13 protein-coding genes are annotated in these 13,980 nt (G+C 65.8%); 8 read left to right on the top strand and 5 right to left on the bottom strand.

What is annotated here, in order from left to right:
• On the bottom strand, positions 1-861 hold the full coding sequence (chsH3, locus tag EV580_RS12380; protein WP_133691470.1) for an enoyl-CoA hydratase ChsH3: 861 nt from the start codon (positions 859-861) through the stop codon (positions 1-3).
• A gap of 1 nt (position 862) precedes the next feature.
• Positions 863-2,545: a 3-oxosteroid 1-dehydrogenase gene (gene kstD, locus EV580_RS12375; RefSeq protein ID WP_133691469.1), complete on the bottom strand. Its 1,683-nt coding sequence runs from the start codon at positions 2,543-2,545 to the stop codon at positions 863-865.
• A 154-nt stretch (positions 2,546-2,699) separates the two neighbouring features.
• Between kstD and EV580_RS12370 the strand changes: the two genes are divergently transcribed.
• Genes EV580_RS12370 through EV580_RS12355 form a run of 4 tightly spaced genes read left to right on the top strand, consistent with a single transcriptional unit; the run spans position 2,700 to position 7,574 of the window.
• Positions 2,700-3,485 carry a 2-keto-4-pentenoate hydratase gene (locus EV580_RS12370; RefSeq protein WP_133691468.1) on the top strand — a complete coding sequence of 262 codons (786 nt, stop codon included), beginning with the start codon at positions 2,700-2,702 and terminating at the stop codon, positions 3,483-3,485.
• A 13-nt stretch (positions 3,486-3,498) separates the two neighbouring features.
• Positions 3,499-4,416, top strand: a complete 918-nt coding sequence (locus EV580_RS12365; RefSeq protein WP_133691467.1) for an acetaldehyde dehydrogenase (acetylating) — start codon at positions 3,499-3,501, stop codon at positions 4,414-4,416.
• On the top strand, positions 4,413-5,465 hold the full coding sequence (gene dmpG / locus EV580_RS12360) for a 4-hydroxy-2-oxovalerate aldolase (protein ID WP_133691466.1): 1,053 nt from the start codon (positions 4,413-4,415) through the stop codon (positions 5,463-5,465). The genes EV580_RS12365 and dmpG overlap by 4 nt, the downstream gene beginning before the upstream one ends.
• A 30-nt stretch (positions 5,466-5,495) precedes the next feature.
• Positions 5,496-7,574, top strand: coding sequence for a RecQ family ATP-dependent DNA helicase (locus EV580_RS12355; RefSeq protein WP_133691465.1), 2,079 nt, complete (start codon positions 5,496-5,498; stop codon positions 7,572-7,574).
• 9 nt (positions 7,575-7,583) lie between these two features.
• Here EV580_RS12355 and EV580_RS12350 read toward each other — a convergent pair whose 3' ends face one another.
• A complete protein-coding gene (locus tag EV580_RS12350; RefSeq protein WP_133691464.1) occupies positions 7,584-8,489 on the bottom strand; it encodes an IclR family transcriptional regulator in 906 nt (301 codons plus the stop codon).
• A gap of 124 nt (positions 8,490-8,613) precedes the next feature.
• Here EV580_RS12350 and EV580_RS12345 point away from each other — a divergent pair, with 124 nt between their 5' ends.
• From EV580_RS12345 to EV580_RS12335, 3 genes are read left to right on the top strand one after another with little or no spacing between them, the layout of a single operon-like run.
• The gene (locus EV580_RS12345; RefSeq protein WP_133691463.1) at positions 8,614-9,741 is read left to right on the top strand and encodes a hypothetical protein; all 1,128 of its coding nucleotides are present in this window, start codon (positions 8,614-8,616) and stop codon (positions 9,739-9,741) included.
• Between the two features lie 3 nt (positions 9,742-9,744).
• Positions 9,745-10,527, top strand: coding sequence for an SDR family oxidoreductase (locus tag EV580_RS12340; RefSeq protein ID WP_133691462.1), 783 nt, complete (start codon positions 9,745-9,747; stop codon positions 10,525-10,527).
• A complete protein-coding gene (locus EV580_RS12335) occupies positions 10,527-11,663 on the top strand; it encodes a sulfotransferase family protein (RefSeq protein ID WP_133691461.1) in 1,137 nt (378 codons plus the stop codon). The genes EV580_RS12340 and EV580_RS12335 overlap by 1 nt, the downstream gene beginning before the upstream one ends.
• On the opposite strand, the gene EV580_RS12330 is transcribed toward EV580_RS12335, so the two are convergent.
• Positions 11,660-12,121, bottom strand: a complete 462-nt coding sequence (locus tag EV580_RS12330) for a hypothetical protein (protein ID WP_133691460.1) — start codon at positions 12,119-12,121, stop codon at positions 11,660-11,662. The two genes, EV580_RS12335 and EV580_RS12330, sit on opposite strands and share 4 nt — an antisense overlap.
• Before the next feature lie 2 nt (positions 12,122-12,123).
• Positions 12,124-13,290 carry a 3-ketosteroid-9-alpha-monooxygenase, oxygenase component gene (locus tag EV580_RS12325; RefSeq protein WP_133691459.1) on the bottom strand — a complete coding sequence of 389 codons (1,167 nt, stop codon included), beginning with the start codon at positions 13,288-13,290 and terminating at the stop codon, positions 12,124-12,126.
• Between the two features lie 99 nt (positions 13,291-13,389).
• On the opposite strand from EV580_RS12325, the gene EV580_RS12320 reads away from it, so the two are divergent.
• On the top strand, positions 13,390-13,923 hold the full coding sequence (locus EV580_RS12320; protein WP_133691458.1) for a gamma carbonic anhydrase family protein: 534 nt from the start codon (positions 13,390-13,392) through the stop codon (positions 13,921-13,923).
• Positions 13,924-13,980 lie beyond the last annotated feature (57 nt).

The raw sequence follows: 13,980 nt of genomic DNA, 5'->3' as shown, positions 1-13,980 counted from the left end.
CTAGACCGGGATGAACTCCACATCGGAGAGGATGACGGCGTCCTCGCGACTCGGTGCGGTGACGACGCCGACGTAGCGGCCGTCTTCCTTCCACGCGCTGACCTTGATGGTCTCGCCCGGATAGCAGACGCCGGCAAAACGTGCGCCGTAGGTCTTAACTGCCGACGCGTCCGAGTCGAGCAGCGTGTCCACAAGTGCCTTGCACGTCATTCCGTAGGTGCACAGACCGTGCAGGATCGGCTTGGGAAAGCCTGCCGCCGCGGCGAATTCAGGGTCCGAGTGCAGCGGGTTGCGGTCGCCGCACAGCCGGTACAGCAGCGCCTGCTGGGGGAGTACCGGCACCGAGATCTCGTAGTCCGGTGCACGGTCGGGGGCGGCGACCGACGTCGAAGGGCCGCGCTCGCCACCGAAACCACCCTCGCCGCGGGCGAAGATCGACCGCTTGGTGGTCCACAGCAGCTTGCCGTCGGGGTCGGTCACTGTCGTCTCGCTGACGATGACCGCCGCCTTGCCCTTGTCCCAGATCTCGGTGAACCGCTGCTTCGATGTCGCGGTGCCGCTCGGCGGGAGCGGAGCGGGCACGGTGACCGCCTCGCTGGCGTGCAGCACCTTGCTCAGCTCGATGTCGATGCCGGGGAACTTCACCTCGGGCGGCTCGGTCATGTGAAAGCTGGAAGCCACGTTGCCGAAGCTCGGCAGCACCTGGGGGGTGCCGTCGGTGAGGTAGCGCAATTCCTTGGGGTCCATCGGATCTGCGCCGGCTCCCAGGCCCAGCTGATAGAGCTGTATATCGCTACTCGTCCACGAGAACTCGATGGGTTCCAGATCGGCTGCGAGTGCGACGGACAGATCGATCGGCATGTCAGCCCTTCCCTGCGATGTGCAGTGCCGCCAGGTACCCGAACGCCATCGCGGGGCCGATGGTGCCGCCGGGGCCGGGATAGGTGTGACCCATCACCGGCGAGCTGACATTACCGGCCGCATACAGGCCCTCGATCACCGAACCGTCGTCGCGCAGCGCCCGCCCGTGCACATCGGTGCGGATACCGCCCTTGGTGCCGAGATCGCCAGGCACCATCTTGGCGGCATAGAACGGCCCATTCTTGATCTCGCCAAGGTTGGGGTTGGGCTTGTTGGTCGGATCGCCGTAGTAGCGGTCGTAGGCGCTCTCACCGCGGTGGAAGTCGTCGTCCTTACCCGAGCGGGCGAAGCCGTTGAACCGCTGCACGGTGGCCAGGAAGGCGTCGGCAGGCAGCCCGGTCACCTTGGCCAGCTCCTCGAGGGAGTCGGCCTTGACGATAACGCCGGATTCCATCCACTTTTTCGGAATACGTTGTCCCGGTTGTAATCCCGCGAAGATGTACCGGTCACGGTATTGCTGGTCGAACACCAGCCACGCCGGGACGTTCTCACCAGGGCCGGGGCCCTGGCCGTATTCGCCGCCGTACATGTGGTGGCAGGCCTCGACGTAGGGCATCGACTCGTTCATGAACCGCTTGCCGGCCAGGTTGACGATGATCGACCCGGGTGAGTTGCGCTCCGAGAGGGCAAACCACGGCGCCCCGACCAGTGGAACGGTCGGACCCCACCAGGCATCCTCCATCAATTCCAGTGCGGCACCGAGCTTCTCGGCTGCCACGATGCCGTCGCCGGTGTTGGCTTCGGCCCCCACCGTCCAGTCGGCGGTGATGGGCGCGCGCTGGTACTTGACGCGCATCTGCTCGTTGCGCTCGAAACCGCCGCTGCCCAGGATGACACCGCGTCGCGCGCGGATCAGTTGCGGGTCAGCGGATTCCGGGCCCGTCGTATCGCGTACATAGATACCGCGCACCACGCCGTCCTCGACGTACAGGTCGGTAAGCGCGGTGTTCAGCAGAACGGGAACGCCCGCCTGCTGCAAGCCGATTCGCAGCGGCGCGATCAGCGCGCGACCCATACCCACCAGGTTCTTCCCGCGGGCGCCGGCCCACATGGTGCGCACACCGACCTTCAGGCTGCGCAGTACGCCGCGGGGATGGCGCTTGAGCTGGTTGAGGCGCACGTAGTCCTGCTGCATCACAACCACATTGAGCGGCACCTTGCCGTAGGGCGGCTCCAGGAACTTCTCGTCGGGTCCGAGCTTCTTGGCGTTGAACGGCTTGGGCTCGATAGACCTGCCGCCGGCGCGTCCACCCGGGGTCTCCGGGTAGTAGTCGGAGTACTTGGGCACCCAGCACATCTTCAGCGGCGAGTGCTTGAGCACGAACGACAGCATCTCCGGACCGCGCTCGAGATAGGTGTCGATGCGCTCCGGCTCCACCACGTCGCCGATGATCTCGTGCAGATAGGTCCGCGCGGCTTCTTTGGTGTCGGTGACCCCGTCACGCTTGAGGATCTCGTTGTTTGGGATCCACACGCCGCCGCCCGATCGGGCGGTCGAGCCACCGAAGTGCGCGGCCTTTTCGACGACGACCGTCGATAGTCCCTGGTGAGCGGCGGTAAGTGCGGCGACCATGCCGGCAGCACCGCTTCCGACGACGACGACGTCGAACTCCTGAGCTGTCATACTAGAACACGTTATAGAATTGCCCCGTCCGGGCGCTACTGACCCCTCCCTTCCGATCAGCGGAACGCTTACCCCAAGGGCCCTCGGACCGCACTAGAATTGCCCGCACCGGGCGCCGTTCGCCCCGGTCACACCGACGATGGGACTCCCGGGAATGCTGAGCGTTTCGACGCGCGACGAGCTTGCCGCCGACCTTGCCGAAGCGGAGCGCAGTCGCGTTCCGATGACTCCGCTGACGTCCAATCACCCCGATATCGACGTTGTCGACGCCTACGAAATCCAGCTGATCAACATCCGGCAGCGGGTCGCCGAGGGCGCCAGGGTGGTCGGCCACAAAGTGGGCCTGTCCTCTGAGGCCATGCAGAAGATGATGGGCGTCGACGAGCCCGACTACGGCCACCTGCTGGCCGACATGGAGGTGTTCGAGGACCAGCCGGTGCCCGCGGGTCGCTTCCTGTTCCCGCGCGTCGAGGTCGAGGTCGGGTTCATCCTCGCCGACGACCTGCCCGGGGCCGGTTGCACCGAGGACGACGTGCTGGCCGCCACCGCCGCCTTCGCGCCGGCGATCGAGCTCATCGACACCCGGATCAAGGACTGGAAGATCGCGCTGTGCGACACGATCGCCGACAACGCGTCGTCGGCGGGCTACGTGCTCGGCAAGGAGCGGGTATCGCCCAAAGACGTTGACATCAGGGCCATCGACGCGGTGCTCACCCGCAACGGCGAGGTGGTGGCCGAGGGCCGCAGCGACGCCGTGCTGGGCAATCCGGTCACCGCGGTCGCGTGGCTGGCCCGCAAGGTCGAGAGCTTCGGAGTGCGGCTGAAGGCAGGCGACATCGTCCTGCCGGGGTCGTGCACCAGGGCCATCGACTGCCGCCCCGGCGATCAGTTCGTCGCCGACTTCGCCGGGCTGGGTTCAGTCCGGCTGTCATTCGAGTAAGAGGAGCATCCACATGGCGCAGAAGAGCTCAGTTGCCATCGTCGGGTCGGGAAATATCAGTACCGACCTGCTGTACAAGCTTCTTCGTTCGGAGTGGCTCGAGCCGCGCTGGATGATCGGCATCGACCCGGAGAGCGAAGGCCTGGCGCGAGCCCGCAAGCTCGGTCTGGAGACCAGCCACGAGGGCGTCGACTGGCTGCTGGCGCAGTCGGAGAAGCCGGATCTGGTGTTCGAGGCCACCAGCGCCTACGTGCACAAGGCTGCCGCTCCGCGGTATGAGGAAGCCGGTATCCGGGCCATCGATCTGACCCCGGCCGCTGTCGGCCCCGGCGTCATCCCGCCGGCCAACCTGCGGGCCCACCTCGACGCCCCCAACGTCAACATGGTGACCTGCGGTGGTCAGGCCACCATCCCGATGGTCTACGCCGTCAGCCGCGTCGTGGACGTGCCCTACGCCGAGATCGTCGCGTCGGTGTCCTCGGCCTCTGCCGGTCCGGGCACCCGGGCCAACATCGACGAGTTCACCAAGACCACCAGCGCCGGCGTGGAGGTCATCGGTGGAGCCAAGCGCGGTAAGGCGATCATCATCCTGAACCCGGCCGATCCGCCAATGATCATGCGCGACACCATCTTCTGCGCGATCCCCGAGGACGCCGACCGCGATGCGATCACCCAGTCCATCAAGGACGTGGTGGCCGAGGTGCAGACGTACGTGCCCGGCTACCGGCTGCTCAACGAGCCGCAGTTCGACGAGCCGTCGGTGGTCAACGGCGGCAACTTCGTGGTCACCACGTTCGTGGAAGTCGAGGGCGCCGGGGACTACCTGCCGCCCTATGCGGGAAACCTGGACATCATGACCGCCGCGGCCACCAAGGTCGGCGAAGAAATCGCGAAGGAACGTGCCTCCGCAGGAACAGGAGCGCAAGCATGAGCACTGACGTTTGGTTCGACGCCAGCTGGGACGTCCGGATGACGGATACCTCCCTGCGCGACGGCAGCCACCACAAGCGCCATCAATTCACCAAGGACGAGGTCGGTGCCATCGTCGCGGCACTCGACAACGCAGGCGTCCCCGTCATCGAGGTGACCCACGGTGACGGTCTCGGCGGATCGAGCTTCAACTACGGGTTCTCCAAGACTCCCGAGCAGGAGCTGATCAAGCTCGCGGCCGAAACCGTCAAGGAAGCCAAGATCGCGTTCCTGATGCTGCCCGGCGTGGGCACCAAGGAAGACATCAAGGAGGCGCAGAACAACGGCGGCTCGATCTGCCGGATCGCCACCCATTGCACCGAGGCCGACGTGTCGATACAGCACTTCGGGCTGGCCCGTGAACTGGGTCTGGAAACGGTCGGCTTCCTGATGATGAGCCACACCATCCCCCCGGAGAAGCTGGCCGCACAGGCCCGGATCATGGCCGACGCCGGCTGCCAGTGCGTCTATGTCGTGGACTCCGCGGGCGCGCTGGTGCTCGAAGGGGTCGCCGACCGGGTGGCCGCGCTGGTCGCCGAGCTCGGTGACGATGCTCAGGTCGGTTTTCACGGCCACGAGAACCTGGGCCTCGGCGTCGCCAATTCGGTCGAGGCGGTGCGGGCCGGTGCCAAGCAGATCGACGGTTCCTGCCGCCGCTTCGGCGCCGGGGCCGGCAACGCGCCCGTCGAGGCGTTGGTCGGGGTCTTCGACAAGATCGGCGTCAAGACCGGTATCGACTTCTTCGAGATCGCCGACGCCGCCGAAGAGGTCGTGGCTCCCACGATGCCGGCCGAGTGCCTGCTCGACCGCAACGCCCTCGTGATGGGCTACGCCGGGGTGTACTCCAGCTTCCTCAAGCACGCGGTTCGCCAGGGCGAACGGTACGGCGTGCCCGCACACGAGCTGCTGCTCCGGGTCGGGCAGCGCAAGCTGATCGGCGGCCAGGAAGATCAGCTGATCGATATCGCGCTGGAGATCAAGCGCGAGCAGGAAGCCGCAGCTGCCAAGTAGTCCGTCGGTGCCCGTTGGCACGATGGGCGCATGACCACGCGAGCCGACGCCCAGGCCATCCTCGAACAGCTGGCCGGGCCCACGGCGGTCCTGCGCGACGATCAGTGGACGGCCATCGAAGCATTGGTGGTGCAGCGCCGCCAGGCGCTGGTGGTGCAGCGCACCGGGTGGGGCAAGTCGGCGGTGTATTTCATTGCCGCCAAGCTGCTGCGGGAGCTCGGCAAGGGAGCCACGGTCATCGTGTCGCCCCTGTTGGCGTTGATGCGCAACCAGGTCGCCGCCGCGGAACGCGCAGGTGTTCGTGCTGCCACCATCAACTCCGGCAACGTCACCGAATGGGACGAGATACACCAGCGGGTCAACGGCGGTGACCTTGATGTCCTGCTGGTCAGCCCGGAACGGTTGAACAACCCGGAGTTTCGCGACACCGTCCTGCCGGCGCTGGCCGCCGACGCCGGACTGGTGGTGGTCGACGAGGCGCACTGCGTCTCGGACTGGGGTCACGACTTCCGGCCTGACTACCGGCGCATCCGAACCTTGATCGCCGAACTCGGTTCGGACGTACCGGTGTTGGCCACCACCGCCACCGCGAACAATCGTGTCGTGAACGATGTCGCGGCTCAGCTCGGGGTCGGCGGACGGGACACGCTGGTACTGCGCGGTGGGCTCGACCGAGAGTCGTTGCGGCTGTCGGTGGTTCAAGCCGGCGGAGGAGCGCAGCGCACGGCCTGGCTGGCCGAGAACCTGGCGTCGCTGCCGGGTTCCGGAATCGTCTACACGCTGACTGTCGCCCAGGCGCACGATGTGGCGGCGCTGCTGCGCGAGCGTGGCCACGAGGTGGCCGCCTACACCGGGTCGACGGAAACGGCTGAGCGAGAACAACTCGAGGCCGATCTGCTGGGCAACCGGGTGAAGGCGCTGATCGCCACCTCGGCTCTGGGCATGGGTTTCGACAAGCCGGATCTCGGATTCGTCGTGCATCTCGGTGCGCCCTCGTCACCCATCGCGTACTACCAGCAGGTCGGCCGTGCTGGCCGCTCGACTGACAGCGCCGAGGTGGTGCTGCTGCCGGGACGGGAAGACCAGGACGTCTGGCGGTATTTCGCCTCGGTGGCGTTTCCCTCGGAAGCGATGGTGCGCAACGTTATTCGTGAACTGGAGCCCGATCGTCCGCTGTCGACGCCCGCCCTGGAGCCGCTGGTGGATCTGGGCCGCACCCGACTGGAGATGGTACTCAAGGTGCTCGATGTCGACGGCGCGGTGCGGCGGGTCAAAGGCGGATGGCTGGCCACCGGTCAGCCATGGGAGTACGACGAGGCCCGCTACCGCCAACTCGACGAGGCCCGGGGTCGCGAGCAGCAGGCGATGCTCGACTACCAGAACACCACCGAGTGCCGGATGACGTTCCTGCGCAGGCAACTCGACGACCCCGACCTCAGCGACGGCGAACGGTGCGGCCGCTGCGACAACTGTGCGGGCGCCCACTTCGGAGCGACCGTGAACGACGATGCGGCGGCGCTCATCCGGGAGGCGCTGATGCGGCCGGGCGTCGAGATCACCCCGCGCAAACAATGGCCGTCGGGGCTGGCAAAGCTGGGCGTGAGCCTCAGCGGCCGCATCGGCGACGGTCCCGAGCCGGGCCGGGCGATCGGCAGGCTGACCGACCTGGGTTGGGGCCCGCGGCTGCGACGCCTGCTCGACGAGCCCGACGGCGAGGTACCGCCGGATGTGGTGCAGGCGGCGGTCAAGGTACTGGCCGCCTGGGATTGGGCGATCCGTCCGACTGCCGTGCTGGCGCTGGACTCCGCCACGCATCCGGTGCTGATCGCGTCCCTGGCCCGCGAACTGGCACGCCTGGGCAGACTGACCGACCTGGGCGTGCTGCGGTACGCCGTGGGGCACCGGCCGGTCAGCGCGGCCAACTCCGCCTACCGTGTGGCGGCCCTCAACGGAGCGTGGTCGGTCCCCGACCTGGCCGCCGCGGGTGGGCCGGTGTTGCTCGTCGACGATCTGACCGATACCGGCTGGACACTGACGATGGCCGCACGGGTGGTGAAGGAGGCGGGCGCGCCCGCGGTGCTACCCCTGGCGCTCGCGGCTACCAGCTGACCGGGCGGGTCACCACTGGGGTTTGGTGCCGCCGAGCTGCGCGGTGAGCGCGTCGGCGGTGGCGACCAAACCCTTGGCGTGCTTGGCGATCTCGGAGTCGGTGAGCGCCCGGCCGATCTGAAGCGACACCACCATCGCCTGCCGGTGGTGGTGGTCGTAGACCGGTGCGGAGATGACGCTGACGTCGTGGCGCTGACGGGCGCCCTCGGCCTCACTGCTCAGATAGACCCGCTCGCCGATGTCGGAGATCAGCTCGCCCAGCAGAGCGCGCAGCTCGTCGGGCAGCGTGCTCGACATGCCGGCCATCATCGCGTAGAGCCGCCGCCCGCCGGGGGTGAGACGCTCGACGAGAAATCCCGCGGTTCGGCACTCGGCGATGACGCGGTCCAGTCGCTGTGTTTCGGTCCGCAGCGGGATGGTCGGGGCCCGGCCCAGCCAGCTACGCAACGCCTCGTCGTCCCACAGCACGAACATCAGCCCGACCGGCGGCGCGAACGGGTAGCTCTGCCCGACACGCACTCCGACGTCGGAACCGGGTGGTCCGACCAGTTCGAGCAGCGTGATCCGGTCGTCGACGACGCCGGCCAGTGCCGCCGTGGTGTCGAAGCTCTTCGAGAGCCGGGTCAGTTCGGCGCGGGCGGCCGGATTGACCCGCAGCGACTCCTGTGCGAGGTGGCCCAATGCGATGAGGCTGGGGCCCAGCCGATAGGTCTTGTCGGCGGCGTCGCGGACCAGATAACCCGACTCGGTCAGGGTCGTCACGATGCCCAGGCAGGTGGGCTTGGCCAGGTTCAGCCGGCGAGACAGCTCGGAGAGGCCGAACCGGTCTTGCGGGTGTTTGGCCAGAAAGTCCAGAATCGCCACCACCCGCTGCGTGGGGGGAGATGATCGACCAGGAGGGTCGGCGTCTGGCATTGCAAAATCCTACCTCTATGTTCCAGATATGGACCGTTGGGTTTGTTGACTGAGACTAGAACACGTTCTAGTCTCAGTCGGAGAACGTACCATTGCGGTCCAATATTGAAACGCGAGGCGGTCGATGTACACACAGCCACTGGTGGACGCCATAGCCGAATCCGAACGTCTGGTCCGAGAGGCTCATTTCATCGAGTCCGAGGCCGACCTGCTGGAGGGGCTGCAGTATCTGGCCGGCTGCGTCGCGGCGTGCACCCACGTCGCCTTCGACTATGACCGCGACCACCCGTTCCTGCATTCGGGCACCGGACCGTTCACGAAGATGGGTCTCGACAACCCGGACACGATGTACTTCGGTACCCGCGTCGTGGCGGGCAACGAGTACGTCGTCACCGGTAAGCGCGGGACCACCACCGACGTCAGCTTCCAGCTGCTCGGTGGCGAGTACACCGACGAAGTGGTCCCCGACAGCGAGACGGCGTTCGACGATCGGCGCCTCGACATCGCCGCCGACGGCACCTTCGAATGGCGGTTCACCCCGGACACCAACGCGCAGTTGGTGATTCGCGAGGTCTACAACGACTGGGCCGCCGAGCGCGGCAACTTCGCGATCGCCCGCACCGATACCGCTGGCACCGCGCCGCCGCCGCTGACCAAGGAGCTGATCGAAAGACGCTGGGCGACAGCGGGTAAGCAGCTTGTGCAGCGGGTCAAGACCTGGCTGCAGTTCCCGAAGTGGTTCTACGACAACCTGCCGGTCAACACGCTGACGGCACCGCGGCTCACGCCGGGCGGACTGGCCACCCAGTACTCGTCGGTGGGGCACTACGACATCACGCCCGAGCAGGCGCTGATCCTCACCCTTCCGGTCACTGATGCTCCGTACCTCGGCTTCCAGCTCGGCAGCCTCTGGTACATCTCGCTGGACTACATCAACCACCAGACCTCTCTGAACGGCACTCAGGCACAGGCGGATCCGGACGGAAAGATCCGCATTGTCGTCGCCGATCAGAACCCTGGGGTGACGAACTGGGTCGAGACGCTCGGACACGCCAAGGGTTATCTGCAGTTCCGTTGGCAGCGGGTGTCCCGTGAGCTGACCGAGGCCGACGGCCCCACGCTGGAGCTGGTGGATCTCGACGCCGTTGCGGGCAAGCTGCCCTACTACGAGCACAACAAGATCTCCGATGACGATTGGCGCCAGCGAATCGCGCTGCGTCAGAAACTAATTGGCAACAGGATGGTGGGATAACACATGGCCGGCTTGCTCGAGAACAAGGTCGTCGTCATCAGTGGTGTCGGCCCGGCGCTGGGGACCACGCTGGCGCGCCGATGTGCCGAGGAAGGCGCCGATCTGGTGCTGGCGGCGCGGACGGTTGGACGCCTGGACGATGTAGCCAAGACGGTCGCCGACCTCGGTCGCCGCGCGGTAGCGGTGGGCACCGACATCACCGACGAGGGTCAGGTCGACAATCTGGTCAAGCAGACGATGGATGCGTACGGCAAGGTCGACGTGCTGATCAACAATGCGTTCAAGGTGCCGTCGATGAAGCCCTTCGGCAAGACCTCGTTCGACCACATTCGCGAGACGATCGAGCTCACGGTGCTCGGCGCGTTGCGCCTCATTCAGGGCTTCACCCCCGCACTGACAGAGGCCAAGGGTTCGGTGGTCAATGTGAACTCGATGGTGCTGCGGCATTCCGATCCCAAACAGGGCGCCTACAAGTTGGCCAAGGCGGCGCTGCTGTCGATGTCGCAGTCGCTGGCCAGTGAGCTCGGCGAGCAGCAGATCCGGGTGAATTCCGTTCTGCCCGGCTATATCTGGGGCGGGACCTTGCAGGGCTATTTCGAGCACCAGGCCGGCAAGTACGGAACGACCGTCGACGAGATCTACAAGGCTGCCGCGGTCAACAGCGATCTCAAGCGGCTGCCCACCGAGGACGAGGTGGCTTCGGCGATCCTGTTCATGGCCAGCGATCTGTCCAACGGCATCACCGGCCAGACCCTGGACGTGAACTGCGGGGAGTATCACAACTGATGAGTGACTTTCTCAGCGTCGAGAGTCTGCTCGCCTCGGCTGTCAAAGCCACCGGCATGGACGACTTCGGCGTCGACGACGACAACTACCAAGAAGCGCTGAGTGTCCTGCTCGAGTCGTTCCGCAACGATGCGGATCTGACCGAGCTCGGCAGCAAGATGCACCGGTTCTTCGTGCGAAATGCGTTGGTGGCCAGGCTGGTTTCCGAGGCCGCCTTCAAGCAGTACCCGCAGCATGTCGACGTCCCGATCGAACGACCGATTTTCGTCACCGGGCTGCCGCGTACCGGAACCACCGCGATTCACCGGCTGCTGACCGCCGATCCCCGGCATCAGGGGTTGGAACTGTGGCTGGCCGAGTTCCCGCAGCCCAGGCCGCCGCGGGAGTCCTGGAAGGACAACCCGGTCTTCCAGCAGATCGATGCGCAGTTCACAAAGGCCCACGAGGAGAACCCGGATTACACGGGCCTGCACTACATGACGGCCGACGAGGTCGAGGAGTGCTGGCAGCTGCTGCGGCAGTCATTGCATTCGGTGTCCTACGAGACGCTGGCCCATCTGCCTACCTATTCGCAGTGGCTGGCTCGGCAGGATTGGACCAAGTCGTACGCGCGGCATCGCAAGAATCTGCAGCTGATCGGGCTCAATGATCCCGAAAAGCGTTGGGTGCTCAAGAATCCCAGCCATCTGTTCGCGCTCGACGCGGTGTTCGCCGTCTACCCGGACGCGCTGATCGTGCAGTGCCACCGCCCGGCCGAGACGATCATGGCGTCGATGTGCTCGCTGTCGCAGCACACCACAGAGGGCTGGTCGGACACGTTCAAAGACGACGTGATCGGCGCCGATTCGTTGGAGACCTGGACCCGCGGCCTGCGGTTGTTCAACGCCGAACGCGCCAAGCAGAATCCGGCCCAGTTCTACGATCTGGACTACTTCGAACTCATCAAAGAACCGATCCGTGTGGTGGAGAAGATCTACGAGAAGTTCGGGATCGAGATGACCGACGATGCGCGGGCGGCGATCCAGCGCACCGACGAGGAGAGCAAGCAGGGTCCGCGGGCGCCCAAGCACACCTACTCGCTGGCCGACTACGGGCTGACCGAGGAACAGGTCAAAGAGAGCTTCCAGGGGCTCTAGCCGTCGCCGGGGGCCGGAGCGCTGGAGTACTCCTCCAAGCACCCTTCTGCCACAGCGTGTTTGATGCTGTCCGACAGCTTCGGGCAGGAGCGGGTGCGGGCACTGGATCCACCCGATTCGCGAACCTCGGCGAAGTAGGCGCAGCGCTGCTGAGCCTCGCTGCTCCACTGCACCGCGGTATGCGCGGCGCCGAGTTTCTTGACCTTCACCGCGATATGGCAATACCGGCAGTCGACGTCGGCCAAGCCGGATGACAGGTAGCGCTCCCGGTCCTGGCGGGTGGCCTCGTGCATGGCGGCAGCGCGCTGGGGATCGGAGGCGAAATCGGGTGCCTTCGACCAGGATCCGGGCACACTGTCGTCGTGCTCGTGCGACTCGTCGTGCTCGTGCACGCCGAGCAGCTCGAGCATGGACCGCGCCAAGTCGTCGACGTCGGGCGGTGGATCCTCGGGGGTCATATTCACACCTGAGTTGGCTGTCCTTCAGAATCGGCCTCGGCCTGCTTCTTGAGGTTCTCTTCGACCTCGACATGCCACTTCTCGTTGGCCGGCGCGGTATCCACCTCGAGCTCGAAGCGATCGACCATGTCGGGAGTCACGTCGGCGACGTCGACGTAGAACTGCTGATACCAGCGGCGCATCTGGTACACCGCGCCGTCTTCCTCGACGAGCAGCGGGTTGTCGATGCGGGTCTTGTGCTTCCAGATCTCGACGTCCTGCAAGAAGCCCTTGCTGACGCCGACCGTCATGGCGTCGGAGAGCTTGTCGCTCATGGAATCGTCCATGCCCTTGGGCTTCTCGACGATCACACCCCACTGGAGCATGAAGGAGTCCTGAGTCACCGGGTAGTGGCAGTTGATCAGGATCGACTCGGCCTTGAAACCGCCGTAGTTGTTGTGCAGCCAGTTGATCATGAACGACGGACCGAAGTACGAGGCTTCCGAATCGAGGTGTGATTCGGTGTAGGCCGAGCCGCCCAGCGTGACGTCGGGCCGGCCGACGTTGTGCAGGTACTGCGAGGCGATGTGACCCTCGAAGACGTTCTTGAAATACGTCGGCAAGCCGAAGTGGATGTAGAAGAAGTGCGCCATATCGGTGACGTTGTCGACGATCTCGCGGCAGTTGGAGCCCTCGATCAGCATCGAGTTCCACTTCCACTCGGTCCACTCACCGCTGGTGTACTCCGGGATCTCCGGAATTCGCACCTCGGGCTGCGGTGGGTTGCCCTCGTGGTCGTGCCAGACGAACAGCAGGCCGCTGCGCACGTCGGTCTCCCAGGACCGGGTGCGGGCCAGTCGCGGGGTGCGCTTGGCGTAGGGGACCAGCTTGCAGCGGCCGTCGCCACCCCAGCGCCAGTCGTGGAATGGGCAGGCCAGTGCGTCGTCCTTGACGGTGCCCTGTGACAGGTCACCGCCCAGGTGGCGGCAGTAGGCGTCCAGCACATGGACGTCGCCGCTCGAGTCGGCGAAAACCACCAGTTTTGTCCCGAACGCGTTGATCGGGTGCGGCTTGCCGTCGGTGTAGTCAGTCACCGGGCCCAGGCAGTGCCAGCCCCGGGCGTACCGGTCCGGCAGGGTTCCGGTGTCGATCTCGCGAATACCGCTGGTCACCTCGCGCCCTCCACTCATAGGTTCTAACTAGAACACGTTACAGTTTTGATGTCTGATCGCGCAATCAGAGCGCATTTACCTGGGGATTACCCACCTGAATTGCGGTATATGTGAACGATGCCGATGTATTCGTTCGAGGGCCGATCACCCCGGGTGGATCCCACCGCGTTCGTCGCACCGACTGCGGTGCTGATCGGAGACGTCACGGTCGAGGCCGGCGCTTCGGTGTGGTTCAACACGGTGCTGCGCGGGGACTACGCGCCGATCGTGATCCGGGAGGGCGCCAACGTGCAGGACGGATCGGTGCTGCACGCCCCGCCGGGTATCCCCGTCGACATCGGCCCGGGGGCCACGATTGCGCACATGTGCACGATCCACGGCGTCCACGTCGGCGCCGAGGCGCTGATCGCCAACCACTGCACGGTGCTTGACGGCGCAGTGATCGGCGCCCGCAGCATGATCGCCGCGCACTCGCTGGTGGTCGGCGGCACGCAGATCCCCGACGAGGTTCTCGTCACGGGGGCGCCGGCCAAGGTCAAGGGGCCGATCGCCGGAACCGGCGCCGAGGTGTGGGTGAACCTCAATCCGAAGGCTTACCAGGACCTGGCCCAGCGCTACCTGACGGGCTTCCACGAAATCAAGGAGATCTAGGTCGACTCGGTTTGGCCGGTAGGGGCACAGGGTATTTCCCCGCGACCAGACAAGGCC

The organism is Mycobacterium sp. BK086 (assembly GCA_004362315.1).
Lineage (GTDB): Bacteria > Actinomycetota > Actinomycetes > Mycobacteriales > Mycobacteriaceae > Mycobacterium.
The sequence above is the reverse complement of the archived record's forward strand: the minus strand, read 5'-3'. Positions and strand labels throughout refer to the sequence as shown.